Here is a 17,625-nt window from a genome sequence, read left to right on the forward strand (position 1 = left end):
ACATGACCGACGTCTCCAGCCAACCGCCCGCCGAGGGCGACGACCGCCGCATCCTGACGAACCGCCAGGGCCACCCCGTCTACGACAACCAGAACCAGCGCACCGTCGGGTCCCGTGGCCCGGCGACGCTCGAGAACTACCAGTTCCTCGAGAAGATCAGCCACTTCGACCGCGAACGGATCCCGGAGCGGGTCGTGCACGCCCGCGGTGCCGTCGCCTTCGGGTACTTCGAGGCCACCGGCACGTGGGGTGACGAACCCATCGCCCAGTACACCCGCGCGAAGCTGTTCCAGGAGCCCGGCAAGCGCACCGACCTGGCGATCCGGTTCTCCACCGTGATCGGCGGCCGAGACTCCTCCGAGGCCGCCCGCGACCCGCGCGGTTTCGCCGTGAAGTTCTACACCGAGGACGGCAACTGGGACCTCGTCGGCAACAACCTCGGCGTCTTCTTCATCCGCGACGCCATCAAGTTCCCCGACGTCATCCACTCCCTCAAGCCCGACCCCGTGACCTTCCGCCAGGAGCCCGCGCGCATCTTCGACTTCATGTCGCAGACCCCCGAGTCGATGCACATGCTCGTCAACCTGTTCAGTCCACGTGGCATCCCCGCGAACTACCGCACGCAGCAGGGCTTCGGCGTGAACACCTACAAGTGGGTGAACGCCGACGGCGACACCAAGCTCGTCAAGTACCACTGGATCCCGTCGGTGGGCGTGTCCTCGATGACCGAGGCCGACGCCGCCGCCGTGCAGGCCGGCGACCTCGGGCACGCGTCGAAGGACCTGTACGAGGCGATCGAGCGTGGTGAGTACCCCGAGTGGGAGCTCCGTGTGCAGCTCATGGACGACCACGAGCACCCGGAGCTCGACTTCGACCCGCTCGACGACACGAAGGTGTGGCCGGAGAACGAGTTCCCGCCGAAGCCCGTCGGCAAGATGGTCCTGAACCGCAACGTCACGAACCACTTCGCCGAGAACGAGCAGCTGTCCTTCGGCACCGGCGTGCTCGTCGACGGCCTGGACTTCTCCGACGACAAGATGCTCGTCGGCCGCACGTTCTCGTACTCGGACACGCAGCGCTACCGTGTCGGCCCGAACTACCTGCAGCTGCCGGTGAACGCCCCGAAGAACGGCGCCGTCGCGACCAACCAGCGCGACGGGCAGATGGCGTACCACCAGGACCACGGCGGCGAGAACCCGCACGTCAACTACGAGCCGTCGATCACCGGCGGCCTGCGCGAGGCGGAGTACCCGACCCACGACGACCAGGGACCGGAGATCGTCGGGCGTCTCACCCGCAAGCGGATCCCCCGGACGAACGACTACACGCAGGCCGGCCAGCGGTACCTGCTCCTGCAGGACTGGGAGCGCGACGACCTCGTCGCGAACTTCGTCGACCTCATCTCGCAGGCGGCCCGTCCGGTGCAGGAGCGCATGCTCTGGCACTTCTACATGGTCGAGGACGACCTGGGTCGTCGCGTGGGCGAGGGGCTCGGCATCACCCTCGACGAGGTCAAGGACCTGCCCCCGCTGCAGTCCCAGACGCTCGACGACGACGAGCTCGCCCGCCTCGCGCACCTCGGTCACAACGGCTCCCGCGACGTCGAGGGCCTGATGATGACGCACTGCGTCCCCGACGAACGCGCCGTGCGCGTCTGAGACGCGCCCCCAGGACGGACGGGAGGCCCGGTGCCAGCTGGCGCCGGGCCTCCCGTCCGTCTCACTGCCGTCACCTGCCGCAGCACCCCGATCGGTCGGCCGTCGGCACGGAGCGCTCGGCGCGCTCCTGCACGAGCGTCGCGGCGAACGCCGCGACCTCGTCGGTGAGCGTTTCCGGGACCTGCCACGCGGTGAAGTGCCCGCCGCGGTCGAGGTCGTGCCAACTCCGGATGTCCCGGTACGTGCGTGCGCCGTAGGACCGGGGAAGCCCGCGCTCACCGGTGTGCACGGCCACCGCGACGGGCACGTCGATGACCGGGAGCTCCGGCTGCCGGGGGTGGTCGAGATACGGACGGAACGACGAACCGGTGCTCCGGGTGAACCAGTACAGCGAGACCGTGCGCAGGAGTTCGTCGTCGGTCCACCACGACCCCTCGCCCGTCCAGGCGAGCAGCTTCTCGGTGATCCACGCGGCCAGCCCGAGCGGCGAGTCCATGAGCGCGGTCGCCAGGATCTCCGGCCGGGTCGCCTGCACCTTCGCGTAGCCGAGCCCGTGCACCCACTCAGCGTCGTGCTGACGGAGCCAAGCGGACTCCTCCTCCGTGAGGTCCTGCGCGCGCGAAGGCGGCGGGAACGCGGCATGCGTGGCGAACAGCCCGAGGGTCGACTCCGGGTGCAGCGCCGCGAGCCAGTCGCTCGTCGTCGAGCCGACGTCCTCGCCGTAGGTCAGGCAACGGTCGTAGCCGAGGACCTCGGTCATGAGCCCGTGCATCAACCCGGCGACCACGGGCCCAGTGAACGGACGGTCCGCCAGCGGTGCCGAGGCGCCGAAGCCGGGAAGTGACGGAACGACGACGTCGAACCCCGCGGTCCGGCCATCGGCGAGGTGGACCGTGCGTCCGGCGAGCTCCCGGGCGAACGGGAGCATCTCGACGAACGAGTACGGCCACCCGTGGAACGCGATGACTGGGATGCGCACCGTCGGACTCCCCGTCGCGGTCAGCCGGGCGAAGTGCAGTCGTTGGCCGTCGACCTCGGCCTGGAACTGCGGCACCGCGGCGAGTTCGTCCTCGACGCGGCGCCAGTCGAACGTGGTCCGCCAGTGCTCGAGCAGCCCCTGCAGTCGCTCCAGGGGCAGGGCGCTGCTCGCTTGTGCGTCACCGATCGGCTGCGGAAGAGTCGCCCGCTGCAGACGGACACGCAGGTCATCGAGGTCGTCGTCGGACACCTGCAGGCGGATCGAGCGCATGCGGCGGACGCTACCGGCGCCGACCGACATGCCCGCCGTTGACCGGTCAGCGCATCACGGACAACCCGGGACGGCGCCAGGGAGGCCACGCTCATCGTGGATCGACAGGAGCGACCCCGCGACCCCGACCGGCACGATCGCGCGGTCGTCGCTCCCGTCCCGTTGATCCGCACCGATGCGACTCAAGGAGGCCGCGATGGAACACACGAATCCCCGGCGGTGTGGCGCGAACGCGTCCGCTGCCCACCGATCGCTCGCTGGGACACCACGATGAGGGCCCGGAACCTCGCCGCCGCTGCGATGGTCACGGCTGCCGTCGGCATCGTCGTCTCGCGCCGCCGACGCGGCGCACCCGGGCCCGCACGGAAGGTGCTGGCCGAACCGCGTTCCGGCTGGCACGCGGTCACGGTGAACCGCGGGCAGGACGCGGTGCTGCCAGGCGGGCGGATCCCCGCGCCGCTCACGGCGTTCGGGCAGGACGTCGAGGTGGAGGCCCGTCCCGCGCCCGGCGATCGTGGCACCGAGCTCCGTGCCCGGTTCCGAGGCGGCGGCCCGGATTCTCGGGGTCGGCTGCGGGCCGCTCTGCGTGAGGCGAAGCAACTCATCGAGGTCGGCGAGGTGCTCCGGGTGGACCCGGTCCCCCACGGCCGACGGAAGGCCACACCCACCGGCGCGTTGGTGGACGTGGCGACGAAGCGGAGCAACGAGGAGGGTGTGCTGTGAAGGCGCTCTGTTGGACCGGGGTCAACGAGACCGCGGTGGAGACGGTGGAGGACCCGAAGATCCTCAACGATCACGACGTGATCCTGAAGGTGCGTCTGAGCACCACCTGCGGCTCGGACCTGCACCTGCTCGGCGGGTACATCCCGACCATGCGCTCCGGTGACGTCCTGGGGCACGAGTTCATGGGCGAGGTCGTCGAGACGGGATCGGCCGTCACGAAGCACAAGGTGGGCGACCGGGTCGTCGTCTGCTCGTTCATCGCCTGCGGGCAGTGCTGGTACTGCACCCACGGACAGTTCTCACTCTGCGACAACGGCAACCCGAACCCGGGCTTGACCGAGGCGATGTGGGGGTCGTCGATCGGCGGCTGCTTCGCCTACAGTCACGCGCTCGGCGGGTTCGCAGGCAGCCACGCCGAGTACGTCCGCGTGCCCTACGCCGACCAGGGGGCGTTCACGGTCCCCGACGGCGTGTCCGACACGGCCGCCCTGTTCGCCTCCGATGCCGCACCCACCGGGTGGACCGGAGCCGACCTGGCCGGGATCACACCGGGTGACACCGTCGCAGTGTGGGGCGCCGGTGGTGTGGGCCAGATGGCCGCTCGTGCAGCGATGCTCCTCGGCGCCGAGCAGGTGATCGTGATCGACCGTCTGCCCGAACGGCTGCGACAGGTGCGCGAGCACATCGGTGCCGAGACGCTCGACTACACGAGCGACGCCGTGCTCCCGGAACTCAAGGAACGCACCGGCGGTCGGGGTCCCGACGTGTGCATCGAGGCCGTCGGCATGGAAGCGCACGGCACCGGACCGCTGTACCTGTACGACCAGGCCAAGCAGCAGCTGCGGTTGCAGACCGACCGGCCGACCGCCCTGCGCGAGGCCATCTACGCCTGCCGGAAGGGCGGCAGTCTGTTCTCGCTCGGGGTCTTCGGTGGGCTCGTCGACAAGTTCCCGTTCGGCGCGATCATGAACAAGGGCATGACGGTCCGCGGCGCCCAGCAGCACGGGCACCGCTACATCCCGATGATCCTCGACCGCATCGCCGCGGGAGAGATCAGCACCGAGCACCTCGCCACGCACGTGATGCCACTCTCGCAAGGGCCGCGCGGGTACGAGATGTTCAAGAACAAGGACGACGGCTGCGTCCGCGCCGTCTTCACCCCCGGCGTGTGACGACCGACCACGCAGCGGACAGCAGGAAGGAACGATCGTGAAGGCACGACGATGAACGATCGGATACTCTCCACGCGCCGGGCCCTCGTCATCGTGGGGGTCGGGGTCCTGGTCGGGGTCGCGTTGACCTTCACCGGGGCTCCGTCCCTCGGGCCGCTCGCGGCCTGGTGCACGGCCGGCCTGATCGCGCTGGTCCAGGTCTGGCACAAGTGCTGGCGCCAGGACGCCGACGGCACCGAGCGTCTCGCACGCGAGGAGTCCGAGACACGGGTCAGTGACAACGCGCTCATCGTGGCCTGTTTCGCGAGTCTCGCCGCCGTCGTGCTGGCGCTCAGCGAAGCCAGCCAGGCGCGAGATCCGGCCTCGGTCGCGGCGGTCATCCTGGGTGTGCTCGGCACGATGGTGGCATGGGCGTTGGTCAACACGGTCTACGCCTTGAAGTACGCCCGGATGTTCTTCCTCGACCACCGGGGCGGTGGGTTCGACGTCAAGCAGGACGGGCGGCCGACCTACAGCGACTTCGCCTACTTCGCCTTCACGATCGGCATGTCGTACGCGGCACCAGAGGTCGAGCCGGACGACAGCGAGACCCGGCGGAAGGCGTTGCCGCACGCGCTGCTGTCGTACTTCTTCGGGACGGTGCTGATCGCGGTCGCCATCAACCTGGTGACGAACCTCGGTCAGGGGTGAGCAGAGGGATCCTCGTCGCCCCTAGGCTGGCCGACGTGACCGACCTCGCTCCTGACCAGACCGCGCCGAGCGCCGCCGGGTCCCCCGCATCGGCAGCCGTGCCGCTCCCGCCCCTCAGCCTGCTCGCGGTGGTGGCGATCGCGCTCGCGTTCGTGGCACCGATCGGCGGTCTCGTCGTCGGGCTCATCGCGCGCCGGGACGTGCGACTGACCGGTGAGCGGGGTGACGGCATCGCGTTCGCGGCGATCCTGATCGGGGCGACGCTGACGTTGTTCGGGGTCATCGTGCCGCTGTTCCTCGGCGGTGCGGGGTTCTTCGACCTGGACCTCCAGCTCTGAGCACCGGACGCCGGTCGTTACCCTGACCGAGTGGGGAACGATGCTGATGTTTCGACGCTGATCCGCCCGGCCACGCTCGCTGATGCGGATGCGATCGCCCACGTGCACACGGTGTCGTGGCGAGAGACCTACGGCCGGTTCGTCGACGACCCGGACACGAGCCCGTGGTTCGACGCGGGTCGCCGGGTCGACATGTGGCGGTCGACGCTCGAGAGTCCCGACGTCCGAGAAGCCGTCCAGGTCGCCCTCGACAGCACCGGCGTCGTGGGCTTCGCCGCGGCGCAGACGACCCCCGAGCCGGATGCCGTCCGCCCCGAGGAGCTGACGACGCTCTACGTCCTGGCCCGTGCGCACGGGACCGGAGCCGGCCAGGCACTCCTCGACACCGTGCTCGCCGATCGTCCGGCGTCGCTGTGGGTGGCCGCGGACAACCCGCGGGCGCACGCCTTCTACCGGCGGAACGGCTTCACGCCCGACGGTGCCGAGTCGGCGTTCGGACCCATCCCCCGGACCGTGCGTCTGGTGCGCTGAACGTCAGTCCCCCGCCGGCGCGGAGATGTCCCACACGGTGGTCTCCTCGTACTGCTCGGACCAGCCGCGGCGCATCCGGGCGGCGGCACGGTCGAACGCGTCGACGACGTCGGTGTCCGGCGTCAGCAGCGCCTGCAGGCGGATGCCGTCGTAGAGGGCGAGCAGCTGCTGTGCCCCGCGGATCGGGTCCATCGTCGCCGGTTCGCGGCCGGTGCGGACGTCTTCCTGCAGCGCGGTGCGGACGGTCTCGCGGAACTGCATGTACGCGGACCGGTAGTAGTCGGCGCCGTCGGTCGACGGGTCGGTCGAGATGGCCAGCGTCGCGGCGATCAGACGCATGAGGGACGGATCCTCAGCGTGGGCGGAGAGCAGCGCGTGCAGGAACGCGACCGTGCCCTTCTCACCGGCGAGCGGCAGCAGCGGTGCCGACACCGCACGGGTCCACCGCATCACCGCGGCGGCCAGCAGTGCGTGCTCGGAGGGGAAGAGCTCGAGGATCTCGGCCTGCCGCATCCCCGACCGGGACGCGACGCCCTCGAGCGAGAAGCGTGACAGGCCCCCGTCGTGGATGACCGCGATCGCACCGTTGATCGCCCGCGTGCGCGGGACTTCCTCGTCGGCGGCGTTCTGGTTCGTCAGTGGTGCCAGCGGGTGCTTCCGGAACCAGTCCAGGAGGGCGCGAGCGCGGGAGGCCCCGAACGCCGGATCAGTCGGGCGACCCGGGCTGAACAGGTCGCTGAACCCCGGAACGTCGTGCATCAGCGGGTCGAGGGACTGGAACGCCATCGACCAGTCCGGGAACGAGCGCTGGGCGATCGGCTCGTCGAGCAGCACCCGGACGTTCGTGTGCCGCGGGTCGGCCCGGACCTGGTCGAAGCGCTCCCGGACGACGTCGTCCTCGCCCTCGATGATCCCGATGCAGTTGTCATCGCGGTGCGCGAGCATGCCGGTGACGCCGAGCCGGGTGTTCTTCTCGCGACCGACCGCCAGGATCTGGGCGAGTTCGGAATCCGTGATCGGACGGGTCTGGGTGCTGGTGTAGACGAGCGATCGCATGGTGCTGCTTCCTGGTCGGACGGTCCCCCGGTGTGTGGGAGGCGCCGCCGTGTCGAACCCGAATCGACTCGACGGCACCTCGTGGTCACCGTAACCAGCGGCGACCACCTTCACTGCGACGCAAGACGGCCCGTGGCTGTTCGGCACCCGGAGGATGCCGACCTCTGAATGGAACCATCCAGCGCTCGTCGGCGGTACCCCCACTACGGGGAACGTACGTTCTCCGAACGTACGTCGGGGTCCGCGTCAGTGCGCGCGGTCGCCCGACGGGGGCGTCTCGAAGATGCGCTCGCCCGTCGTCGGGTCCCACCCGATGGTGCGGGGTTCCGCTGTTCGCGGGCGTCGTTCGTCCCGCGGGAAGAACGGACGGGCGCTGGGCAGGTAGCTGAGCACCGCGGCGACGACGACGCAGACGGCCTCGATGAAGCTCCAGTCCACGCCGTCGGTGGCGATGGCGAACACTGTGCTGCAGGCACTCAGCCCGGCGATGATCGCGAGCCAGAGACGCGCGTTCCCGGAGCCTCGTCCCATCCGCGTCGCCAGCCACACGAACAGTGCCGACCAGGCGAGGACGAGGAGGAGCCCGAGCGACGCCCCGATGATCGCGCCGCCGGCTTCGCGCATGGACACGACCATGCCGGGCGCGGCGGCCACGAGGCTGATGATGACGGACGCCCACCAGAGCGCCACGGCGATCGTGACGACCCGCGGTCGCGTTCGCTGTTCGGTGTGCTGTTCCATCAGGTGCTCCCCCGTCGTTCCGCTGGATGCGGCTCGACGATCCTACGGTGACGGCTGACGCGCTCCGGCCCTGCGCGATCGGCGCAGGACGACCAGTCCCACGGTCAGCCCGGTTGCTAGTAAGGCGAAGGTCAGGAACGACGCGAACACGATCGTCACCAGCCGGTCGTGCGGCGCGTCGACACCGAGGAGCAGGCGCAGGATCAGCACCGGCACCACGACGGCGGCCGTCCACGAGGCGATCACCAGCACGGTGAGCAGGACCACCGCGCCCCGGTGCGGAGCCGTCCCGGGAGCGATCGTCATGCGCCCATCCAACCAGTGGCCCGGCGCGAACGATCTACGGGCGGTAGTCCTCACGACGCGGCAAGAGCTCCGCCGCGTGGGAATCGATGTACGGCTTCGCGCCCAGCATCCCGCCCATCGTCTTGGCGACCGTCGTGAGCAACGCTCCGAGCCCCCGTGCCACGATGCTCAAGATCTTCATGGTGCCCCCTCGTCGGACCGACCTGCGGTGTCGGTCTCGTCCCGTCACACCGTACGCGGAGGGCCGGATTCCCGCCAGGGACGGCAGACTCTCGGTCCCGTCGTCGATCGACGTCGCGCATAGGCTGGACGCCCGACCGGGGAGGAGTCGCGATGCCGGTGGTCCGCGAACGAGTGCCGTTGTGGCGCACGCCCTGGTGGCATCCTCGCCGCTGGGAAGCGCGCATGTGGGTGCTGCTCGTCGCGGCTGCTGCTGGCGGCGTCCTCCGCGAAGTGGCGCATCCGTTCTACGACGACGGGGTTGAGGCGATCGTGAAGTGGCTCGGCCTCTGCATCCCAGGATGTGTGATCGCGTACGTCGTGGTCGGTCGGTGGAAGAAGGGCCTCACCACGCTGTGGAAGCCGTCGTGGCGCGAGCTCGGACGGATCCTTGTGGCAGCACCGCTCGGGCTGCTGGCCCTGCGGCTGCTCATCGAGGACGACGACGGGTGGTTGTGGCTGCTCGCCGGGGTGTCCGCCGCGCTGCTCGCGCTCGCGGTGGCTCGCTGGGTCGCTGCCCACCGCGATCGTCGGCGTCGGACCGATGTGTACGGGACGGTGTCCGCTGACCCGTACGCGTAGCGCCCGACGGGGTTCCTCTGTGCCCTACGCGTCCCGCGCGGCGGCCGACTTCGACGGCAACCGCGATGCCACGAGCGTCCCGACCAGCGCCACCACCGCGAAGGCCGCGAACCCGAACGGCAGCCCGATCGCGCTGCCGACACCACCGACGACGAGCGGTCCGACAGCGTCCCCGGTCTCGCGCCCGAGCTCCGCTGAGCCCATGGTGCGACCGAGCCGATCCGGCGGAGTCGTCCCGGCGAGGTGCGCGAACGCGACGGGTGTCAGCGTGGCGACACCGGCCCCGGCGAGCAGGGCCGCGATGAAGACGGCCACCGCCGAGGGTGCGACGGCGACCACCAGGAACGCAGCGGCCACCGCGGCCGTCCCGGCCACCCCCGCGCCCCCGGTGCCGAGACGCCCGGCGTCGTGCAGCCGCCCGGCGACGGGCTGCACGAGCGACGACGTCACGGCGAGCACGGCGACCGCGAGTGTCGACACCAGGAGCGGGATGCCGACCTCGGTGCCGAGCGCCGGGAGCATCCCGGTCAGCGCGCCGATCGCAGCGCTGCCGACGGCCAGGACGACGACCGGGATGAGGAACTGGCGGTCCGTGGCAGCTCGGACCATCACGGCGAGCGTGGCCCGCTGCCGGGGCAGGGGCACGATCGGCTCGACGGCGACGAGCACCGCCACCGCCGTCACGATCGCCATCACGACGAGGATCCCGAAGAGCCACTGCGTGCTGCCGAACTGCACCACGAGTGCACCGATGACCGGTCCCCCGGCGTAGCCGAGACCCTTCCACGAGCCGTACCGACCGAAGTACGTCCCGCGACGGTGCGCCGGCACGAGGCGGGCAACTGCGGCGGACGATGCGGGCGAGAACGCGGAGGCGCCGGCACCCTGCAGCAGACGGGCGAGCCCGAGCCAGAACGGACCGGTCCCGAAGACGCCGATGAGTGAAGCTGCCGCGAAGACGACGAGTCCGCCGACGATCACCGGTCGCGGGCCGATGCGGTCGGACAGTGCGCCGAAGACCGGCTTGAGGACGAGTTCGGCGACGTCGTAGAGCGCCAGGAACAGCCCCAGCCACGCGAGCGTCAGGCCGAGTTCGAGGTGTTCGCCGCCGACCGCCGCGGCGATGCCGTTCGCCCCGAAGGCGGTCACGAACCCCGCGGCGTACAGCGGAGCGAGCCGAGGGGCAGTGGTCGTCGACGAGGCGGTCACGTGCTCACCTTGGCCGACCGCGCTCCGGTCCACCAGCCCCTCGTGGTCGACACGCGGGTCGGCGAACTCCGCGCGCCCTGCGACGAGGCCGGCTGACTCGATCTGGGCCATTCCGGTCGCCGTCGAGGGAACTCCGTCGCTACAGCCGGATCGCCCACTCGATGGTCGGCGGTGCTCCGCCGCCGTGTCGGAGGGCGTAGTCATCCAACACCGCCCGGCGGACGTCCACACCGCTCGCGAATCGTTCCAGGTGTGTCAGGAGCCAGTCTGCCGGCGCCTCGTCGATCATCTCCTGCCACGTCGGGCCGAGCACCTCGTCCAGTTCGAGCACGGCAGCGTGGGTGTCACGGCCGTCGAACTCGTAGACCGCGACTCGGCGCGCGGTGAACGCCAGCCAGACTCCTCGTTCGACGACGACGTCACCGGGGTCCCGATCGTTCCGCTGCCACTCGCAGACCTTGTGGAACAGCACCGGCGTGGTGCCGCGTCGGGCACGCTTCCGCCTCCGGCCGATCTGCATGACCACCACCGTACCGGGCGGGGTCCACGGAACATCGCGGTCCTGGCGGACTGGGAACGACGAGCAGACCGGAACGAAGAAAGCCCCCGGCCGGACCTGGTGGTCCTGCCGGGGGCTTCGTGGTGGTGGGCGATACTGGGATCGAACCAGTGACCTCTTCCGTGTCAGGGAAGCGCGCTACCGCTGCGCCAATCGCCCAATTCCCTGCGTGGACCGGAGTCCATCAAGGTCTTGGAGGGTGGATCTGGAGGTGGGGACGGGATTCGAACCCGCGTGGACGGCTTTGCAGGCCGCTGCCTAGCCTCTCGGCCACCCCACCATCGAGGTTCACGTCTCCGTGAGTACCCGAACGGTGGGATACCCTCTGGTGAGTCGCGGGCCTTCGAGAAGACCCACACTCGAGCGGATGACGAGATTCGAACTCGCGACCCTCACCTTGGCAAGGTGATGCGCTACCACTGCGCCACATCCGCACTTGTCGTTCCGCTGTCGCGGCGACGACGTAAACTCTATACGCACCGGGGCACTTCCACCAAAATCCTCCCCGTTCACCGGGCGTGTCCCCCGAGTTCATGCGGATCGGGGCGGTTCGACACCCCCTGCGGGCAGCGCGCCACACCCGGGCCGCGCGACGTGTTCGATGCACCGCCGGACTTCCGCTAGTATCGATCCGCACGAACAGTGCAGGGGGCGATTGGCGCAGTTGGTAGCGCGCTTCGTTCACACCGAAGAGGTCATCAGTTCGAGTCTGGTATCGCCCACAGAGCAACACGAACACCACCGACAAGAGCCCGACGCAGCAGCGTCGGGCTCTTGTCATCTCATCAGGCCGCAGCACGCGGGCCAGACCACCAGCACGATCGGACGAAGGGGCGCATGACCGACGTCGACCTCGAGTTCGCCCGGGTCCGAGCGGTCCTCGACCGTCCGACCCTGCGGCTCATGTCCCGGCCGACCAGCGCCACGGTCCTCGCCGTGTTCCGCACGGTCTTCGACCGCGACGTGCAGTACGTCCCCGCCGACCGCATGCACCTGCAGGTCGAGGAACACGTCGCGCGCCTGCAAGCTGCGGGTGCCCGCGTGCCCGCGAGCGACCAGGCGGTGCCGGCTGCCAGTGCGCAGACCGACAGCGCGCAGACCGAGGGCGAGCAGGAGACCCGTCCGAACGGCCGCGCGCTGTGCCGCGAGTGGGTCGGCGCCCAGTGGCTCGTCCGCTCGAACTCCCCCGACGGCGACGAGCAGTACTCCCTGACGAGCCACGCCCTCGAAGCCCTGAGCCTCGTCGACGCGCTGTCGGCTGACCGCGCCCTGATCAGCGAGAGCCGGCTGGCGATGATCGTCGACGCCGTGCACCGGTGGGCTGCCCGCGCCGAACCCGACCCCGACGTGCAGATCCGCCGGATCGACGCCCAGATCGCCGAGCTGCAGGCGGAGCGGGAGCGCCTGGAGCACGGCGACGACGTCGTGGCCGTCGACGACGACCGGATGCGCGACGGGTACACGAACATCTCCGACCTGATCCGGCAGCTGCCGAGCGACTTCAAGCGCGTGGAAGAGGCGGTCGCGACGATGCACCGCTCGATCGTCGAGGACTTCCGGCAAGAGGTCCGCCCGATCGGCGAGATCCTCGACGACTACCTGGCGCGCACGGACAACCTGATGGAAGCGACGCCCGAGGGCCGTGCCTTCGAGGGCGCCTTCGAACTGCTGCGCGACGACGCCCTGCTCCTGCGGCTCCGCGACGACATCGCGACGATCCTGGCGCACCCGTTCGCGCAGGGCCTCGGCGCCGGCGAGCGTCGGGCCTTCCGCAACACCGTGACGATCCTGCGCCAGGGTATCGAGGACGTCCTCGCCCAGCGCCGTCAGCTCACCGCCACGCTCCGCGACCAGATCGTCGCCCACGACGTGGTGCGCGACCGCGAGCTCGACGCCGTGCTCCGCTCGATCAACCGCGGCCTCGCCACCCTGATGGACCAGGGCGGCGCACGCGACCGGATCCCGCTGCCGCTCCTACCGGCGGCCGCCGAGGTCGGCACGCTGCGCGAGCGCTTCTACGACCCGGACACCGAGTCCGTGCCGCCGCCCATCGAGGAACCCGACGACGACGTCTTCGAGGACCTCGACGTCGAGATGCTCCGCATGCACGGCGGGCCGCTCCTGACCGAGCTGCGCGCGGCACTCCGCTCCGCCGAGGCCGACTCCAGCGTCGACGCGTTCCACGGGCTGCCGCCCGAGCAGCGCCGACCGGTCGAGCTCTTCGGCCTCGCGCACCTGCTGACGGGGCGCGACGACTTCGAGTCCGCCGCGCACGTCGCCGAGCACCGGACGGTCCGCCCGGACGGCACCGCGATCACCTTCCACATGCCCACCGCTGCGCTCGACGACGAGCGCACTCCGGTCGGCGACGCACACGACGAGAACGCACAGGAGGCACGGTGAGCGACACGACGCCGGCACCGGTCGACGACACGGTCCCCTACGACGACCCCGCATCCGTGATGCAGGACGACGAGCGTGACGAGTCCAGCTTCGCCCTCTTCGAGGGCGACGAGGGCCGGCTCGACGAGCACCAGCGACGCGCCCTGGTGGCCCTGCTGCGGCACTCGTACGTCAGCTCCCGCACGCACCCCGACGAGTGGCGTGCGGTCCTCGACGCCGAGTACCAGCTGCGGTCCCGCCTGAACGACCTGTTCCTCGAGTTGCACGTCGACCGTGACCGCGAGGTCGCGTGGAAGCGCCAGGCGCGGTCGGAGAGCCAGCGCCGCACGTTCCCGACCCTGCTCCGCGACCTGCCATACACCCGCGAGGAGACGATCGTCCTCGTCTACCTGCGGATGCGCCTGCGCGCCGACGCCCGACCGGGCCCGGACCAGGTCGTCGTCGACCGCTCCGAGATCCTCGGGCACGTCGCGGGCTTCCGTCCGGCGACCGCGACGGACCGCACCCGCGACGAGGGCCGGGTCGCGAAGGCCATCGAGCGCCTCGTCACCGCGCGCATCCTGATCCGCACCTCCGACCCGGACCGCTTCCGGGTGGCGAGCGTCGTCGAGGTGCTGCTCCCCCTGGAGCGCCTGCTCGAACTGGACACCTGGCTGCGGACCACCACCGCGCAGGGTGACGCGACCACCCCGGGTGGCGAGCCGACGGACGGGGACGACCCGGGCCTCCCGACTGACGGCGAAGCCGAGACCGACACCGACGACGAAGGCGAGACGGAAGCGTGACCGACACGTTCGAGATCCCGGCGCTCTTCGACACGGTCGCGCAGTGGCGCGCCGAGTCGATGCAGGTCGTCAACTGGGGTGGGTTCCACGGCCACCGGCAGGTCGAGCTGTCCGGCACGGCGACGCTCATCTCCGGCGCCTCGGGCACCGGCAAGTCCACGCTGATGGACGCCTACCTGGCCGTGATGATGCCGTCCGACGTGCCGTTCAACGGCGCCTCGAACGACGCCACCACCGGCCGCGCCCGCAGCGCCGACCAGCGCAACCTGCTCACGTACCTGCGCGGCAAGGTCGACACCCGGCGCGACCCGGAGACCGGCAGCCTGCGCGACGTGAACCTGCGCGGCGACGACCAGACCACCTGGGGCGCGGCGGCGGTCACGTTCCGGAACGACGACGAGCGGCGCTTCACGGTGCTGCGTGCGTACATCGTGCCGAAGCGCGCCCGCGGGGTCGGCGACATCCAGATGACCATGGCGACGGTCGACGACACCTTCGACCTGCGTCGGCTCGAGGAGTTCGTGCCGTCGCGGTTCCACCACCTCGAGCTGACCGGCCGTGTGCCGGGGCTCGTCATCCGCGACACCTACCAGGAGCTCGCGTACACGCTGCAGACCCGTCTGGGCATCGGTGACTCCGGCGGCGGCAACCGGGCGATGCGCCTGCTCGCCCGGATCCAGGCCGGCCAGCACCTGCCGACCGTCGACGCGCTGTACAAGTCGCTCGTGCTCGAGACCCCCGGCACGTACGAGGCGGCCGACCGGGCCCTCGCACACTTCTCCGCCCTCGACGAGGCGTACGAGGCGATGGACACCGAGGAGCGCAAGGTCCGCATCCTCTCCGCCATCACCGACCTGCACGACGAGATCTCGCGCGCGACCGAAGCCGCAGCGGCCCTGGACGGCATCGCGACCGGCGCCGAGGTGTCGCCGTTCGCGCACTGGACGGCCTCGCGGAAGCGCGACCTGCTCGACGCCGAGGTCTCGCGCAACGCCCGCGAGCGCACGGCATCGCGCGCCGAGGTCGCCGCGGCCGAGGCCCGGCACGCCGCCGTCGAGATCGAGCTGCGCGACGCCGAGGCCCGGCTCCGCGACCAGGGCGGCAACGCGCTCGCCCAGCTCGAGGACCGCATCGAACGGCTCACCCGTGAGCGCGACGCCGTGGTCCGCACCCGTGCAACGTTCGACGAGCGCACGGCGGTGCTCGGGGTCCCGGTCTCCTCGGAGCAGGACTTCATCGGGATCCAGCGTGCCTCGCACGAGTTCCTCGGGTCGTACGCCGACGCGCGCACCACCCTCGACGAACGCCGTGACGCCCTGACCCGCGAGGAGTACCCGCTCCTCGACCGCGAGCGGTCCCTGCGGCAGGAGCGCCAGTCGCTCGAACACCGGCAGGGCGCCATGCCGCTGCCGATGCACGAGGCCCGGCTCGCGATGGCCCGCGCCGCCGGCATCGACCCGGCCGAGCTGCCCTTCGTGGCGGAACTGCTCGACGTGCTGCCCGGCGAGGAGCGCTGGCGCACGGCCATCGAGTCCGTCCTGGCCCCCGTCGCCCGCACGCTGCTCGTCGACCAGGACCGCCTCGGCGACTTCAGCGAGGCGATCGACGCACTGCGCCTGCCCGTCCGCGTGCAGTTCGAGGGTGTGCCGACCGGCCCGCACCTGGACCTCGACGGCGACCCGGCGATGGTCTCCGGCAAGCTCGCCATCAAGCCGTCGCCGTTCAGCACCTGGGTGCGCGAACGGATCGAGTCCGACCGCACCGACGCACGCTGTGTCGCCTCGGCGTCGGACCTCGGCGGAGGTGGCCGCCGGGTCACCGAGTCCGGGCAGCTGCGCGACGGCCGTCGTGGCGCGCACGGTGACCGCCGCCAGTCGAACGTCATCGGCTTCACGAACGAGGCCCGCGTCGCCGCGGTCGAGCAGGAGCTCGCCTCGATCGCGCAGGACCTCGCCACGCTCGAGGCCCGCCGCACCGACGTCGCGCAGGACCTCACCGCGCTCGACGTGCTCCGCGCCGCGCACCAGCACGTGGTCGACGTCACGTGGGCCGCGATCGACGTCGACGGGCTCGGGACCTCCCTCGCCCGGCTCGACGAGGAACGACAGGCGCTGCTCGCCGCCGACGACGGCCTCCGGACACTGCGGGCCTCGGTCGCCCGGCTCCGGAAGTCCCTCGACGAAGCGGCCGACCGTCGCTCCGCCGCACGGCTGTCCGTCCAGCGACTCGAGGAGCGCCACGCGGTGCTCGTCGACGGCCAGGACGCCGCCGCCGAGATCCTCGAGCGCTTCGACAACTCGCCCGGTTCGCTGCCGGACGACCAGCAGTCCCGTCTGCTCGAGGAGACCTTCGAGGAGATCGGTGCCCCGGACGGTGTCGACGGATTCGACGACGCCACGCGACGACTGAAGCGCCGGCTCGAGGAGCGGCTCACGCAGGCGCTCGACGGTGCCGCGGCGGCCTCGACCTCGTTGACGCTGACGTTCCAGCGGTACCAGGACGCCTGGCCCGACCCGAACCTCGGCACGGGCGTCGCGTCGTACCCGGACTACCACGCGATGCTCGACCAGATCGTGGCGACCGGCCTGCACGCGCGTCGGAGCGAGTGGCGTCGACGGCTGTCGCAGTGGAGCGGCGAGGACCTCGTCCCGCTCGCCGGCGCCTTCGACCGCGCCGTCGTCGAGATCGAGGAGCGCCTCGAGCCGGTCAACGAGATCCTGCGGGAGCTGCCGTTCGGCGCGAACCGGGACCGCCTGAAGATCCAGATCCGCCGGGTCACCCGCGAGGACGTCACCGCCTTCCGTCGGGAGCTCCGCGCGCTGTCCGCCTCGGTCGACACCGAGCTGACCGACGACGTGCTCGAGACCCGGTTCCGGCGGCTCCGGCGCTTCATGGCGGTCATCCGGCCCGACCCCGACGCCGCCCGCGGCCGCACCACCCAGCGCGACGCGGTGCTCGACGTCCGACGGCACATGGAGATCACAGCCGTCCGGTACGACACCGACGGCAACGACCTCGGCGTGTACTCGTCGCTCGGCGACAAGTCCGGTGGTGAGACGCAGGAGCTCGTGGCGTTCATCGTCGGCGCCGCGCTGCGCTACCAGCTCGGGGACGAGACCCGGCCGCGGCCCCGGTTCGCGCCGGTGTTCCTCGACGAGGCGTTCATCAAGGCGGACTCGGAGTTCGCCGGCCGTGCGGTCACCGCGTGGCTCCGGCTCGGGTTCCAGCTCGTCGTGAGTGCGCCGCTCGACAAGGTCACGGCCCTCGAACCGTCGATGGAGCGGCTGCTGTCGATGCGCAAGCACCCCGAGACGGGCCACTCGTCCATCACCGAGATCGCCCGGGTGGAGCCGGCCGCCGTCTGACGCGGGCGTGGTGAGTGGTCGCGTGTGTCGGCTGGTCAA

17 protein-coding genes and 4 tRNA genes are annotated in these 17,625 nt (G+C 70.8%); 11 read left to right on the top strand and 10 right to left on the bottom strand.

Translation table 11 applies throughout. The annotated features are described in order from the left end of the window. Positions 1-2 precede the first annotated feature (2 nt). The gene (locus DEJ02_RS01565) at positions 3-1,658 is read left to right on the top strand and encodes a catalase (protein ID WP_111031767.1); all 1,656 of its coding nucleotides are present in this window, start codon (positions 3-5) and stop codon (positions 1,656-1,658) included. Between the two features lie 70 nt (positions 1,659-1,728). Here DEJ02_RS01565 and DEJ02_RS01570 read toward each other — a convergent pair whose 3' ends face one another. After that, positions 1,729-2,907 (bottom strand): epoxide hydrolase family protein, encoded by a 1,179-nt coding sequence (locus DEJ02_RS01570; protein ID WP_181440246.1) that lies wholly within the window; start codon positions 2,905-2,907, stop codon positions 1,729-1,731. Positions 2,908-3,177: 270 nt separating this feature from the next. On the opposite strand from DEJ02_RS01570, the gene DEJ02_RS01575 reads away from it, so the two are divergent. Genes DEJ02_RS01575 through DEJ02_RS01595 form a run of 5 tightly spaced genes read left to right on the top strand, consistent with a single transcriptional unit; the run spans position 3,178 to position 6,361 of the window. Continuing rightward, the gene (locus DEJ02_RS01575) at positions 3,178-3,630 is read left to right on the top strand and encodes a hypothetical protein (RefSeq protein ID WP_111030059.1); all 453 of its coding nucleotides are present in this window, start codon (positions 3,178-3,180) and stop codon (positions 3,628-3,630) included. Beyond that, complete coding sequence (locus tag DEJ02_RS01580; RefSeq protein WP_111031770.1) at positions 3,627-4,802, top strand: zinc-dependent alcohol dehydrogenase; 1,176 nt, start codon at positions 3,627-3,629, stop codon at positions 4,800-4,802. Before DEJ02_RS01575 ends, DEJ02_RS01580 begins: the two co-directional genes overlap by 4 nt. 51 nt (positions 4,803-4,853) lie before the next feature. After that, a complete protein-coding gene (locus tag DEJ02_RS01585) occupies positions 4,854-5,492 on the top strand; it encodes a DUF1345 domain-containing protein (protein WP_111022866.1) in 639 nt (212 codons plus the stop codon). Positions 5,493-5,527: 35 nt separating this feature from the next. Further along, a complete protein-coding gene (locus DEJ02_RS01590) occupies positions 5,528-5,830 on the top strand; it encodes a DUF4190 domain-containing protein (RefSeq protein ID WP_111031771.1) in 303 nt (100 codons plus the stop codon). A 30-nt stretch (positions 5,831-5,860) separates the two neighbouring features. Then, complete coding sequence (locus tag DEJ02_RS01595; RefSeq protein ID WP_111031772.1) at positions 5,861-6,361, top strand: GNAT family N-acetyltransferase; 501 nt, start codon at positions 5,861-5,863, stop codon at positions 6,359-6,361. Positions 6,362-6,364: 3 nt separating this feature from the next. Here the strand turns inward: DEJ02_RS01595 and DEJ02_RS01600 are convergent, their stop codons facing one another. The 4 genes from DEJ02_RS01600 to DEJ02_RS18390 all read right to left on the bottom strand — a co-directional run bounded on the left by DEJ02_RS01600 (position 6,365) and on the right by DEJ02_RS18390 (position 8,645). Next, complete coding sequence (locus DEJ02_RS01600; RefSeq protein WP_111031773.1) at positions 6,365-7,417, bottom strand: BLUF domain-containing protein; 1,053 nt, start codon at positions 7,415-7,417, stop codon at positions 6,365-6,367. 246 nt (positions 7,418-7,663) lie between these two features. Continuing rightward, positions 7,664-8,158 (bottom strand): hypothetical protein, encoded by a 495-nt coding sequence (locus tag DEJ02_RS01605; RefSeq protein ID WP_111031774.1) that lies wholly within the window; start codon positions 8,156-8,158, stop codon positions 7,664-7,666. A gap of 42 nt (positions 8,159-8,200) precedes the next feature. Next, positions 8,201-8,464: a hypothetical protein gene (locus DEJ02_RS01610; RefSeq protein WP_111031775.1), complete on the bottom strand. Its 264-nt coding sequence runs from the start codon at positions 8,462-8,464 to the stop codon at positions 8,201-8,203. 34 nt (positions 8,465-8,498) lie between these two features. Beyond that, positions 8,499-8,645, bottom strand: a complete 147-nt coding sequence (locus DEJ02_RS18390; RefSeq protein ID WP_181436845.1) for a hypothetical protein — start codon at positions 8,643-8,645, stop codon at positions 8,499-8,501. A 224-nt stretch (positions 8,646-8,869) separates the two neighbouring features. Between DEJ02_RS18390 and DEJ02_RS01615 the strand changes: the two genes are divergently transcribed. After that, positions 8,870-9,265: a hypothetical protein gene (locus DEJ02_RS01615; protein WP_111031776.1), complete on the top strand. Its 396-nt coding sequence runs from the start codon at positions 8,870-8,872 to the stop codon at positions 9,263-9,265. Between the two features lie 24 nt (positions 9,266-9,289). Here DEJ02_RS01615 and DEJ02_RS01620 read toward each other — a convergent pair whose 3' ends face one another. The 5 genes from DEJ02_RS01620 to DEJ02_RS01640 form a co-directional block, all read right to left on the bottom strand. Next, positions 9,290-10,585 (bottom strand): MFS transporter, encoded by a 1,296-nt coding sequence (locus DEJ02_RS01620; RefSeq protein WP_258378642.1) that lies wholly within the window; start codon positions 10,583-10,585, stop codon positions 9,290-9,292. 28 nt (positions 10,586-10,613) lie between these two features. Next, complete coding sequence (locus tag DEJ02_RS01625) at positions 10,614-10,994, bottom strand: hypothetical protein (RefSeq protein WP_146249201.1); 381 nt, start codon at positions 10,992-10,994, stop codon at positions 10,614-10,616. A 123-nt stretch (positions 10,995-11,117) separates the two neighbouring features. After that, positions 11,118-11,192 (bottom strand) — tRNA-Val (locus DEJ02_RS01630). 47 nt (positions 11,193-11,239) lie between these two features. Further along, a tRNA-Cys gene (locus DEJ02_RS01635) sits at positions 11,240-11,313 on the bottom strand. 82 nt (positions 11,314-11,395) lie between these two features. Next, positions 11,396-11,467 (bottom strand) — tRNA-Gly (locus tag DEJ02_RS01640). 215 nt (positions 11,468-11,682) lie between these two features. On the opposite strand from DEJ02_RS01640, the gene DEJ02_RS01645 reads away from it, so the two are divergent. The 4 genes from DEJ02_RS01645 (at position 11,683) to DEJ02_RS01660 (ending at position 17,586) form a co-directional block, all read left to right on the top strand. Continuing rightward, a tRNA-Val gene (locus DEJ02_RS01645) sits at positions 11,683-11,755 on the top strand. 115 nt (positions 11,756-11,870) lie between these two features. Continuing rightward, the gene (locus tag DEJ02_RS01650; protein ID WP_111031778.1) at positions 11,871-13,436 is read left to right on the top strand and encodes a DUF3375 family protein; all 1,566 of its coding nucleotides are present in this window, start codon (positions 11,871-11,873) and stop codon (positions 13,434-13,436) included. Beyond that, on the top strand, positions 13,433-14,221 hold the full coding sequence (locus DEJ02_RS01655) for a DUF4194 domain-containing protein (RefSeq protein WP_111031779.1): 789 nt from the start codon (positions 13,433-13,435) through the stop codon (positions 14,219-14,221). The genes DEJ02_RS01650 and DEJ02_RS01655 overlap by 4 nt, the downstream gene beginning before the upstream one ends. Beyond that, positions 14,218-17,586, top strand: a complete 3,369-nt coding sequence (locus DEJ02_RS01660) for an ATP-binding protein (protein WP_111031780.1) — start codon at positions 14,218-14,220, stop codon at positions 17,584-17,586. Before DEJ02_RS01655 ends, DEJ02_RS01660 begins: the two co-directional genes overlap by 4 nt. Positions 17,587-17,625: the final 39 nt, after the last annotated feature.

Origin of the sequence: Curtobacterium sp. MCLR17_042 (assembly GCF_003234695.1) — a bacterium.
Classification (GTDB): Bacteria; Actinomycetota; Actinomycetes; order Actinomycetales; family Microbacteriaceae; genus Curtobacterium; species Curtobacterium flaccumfaciens.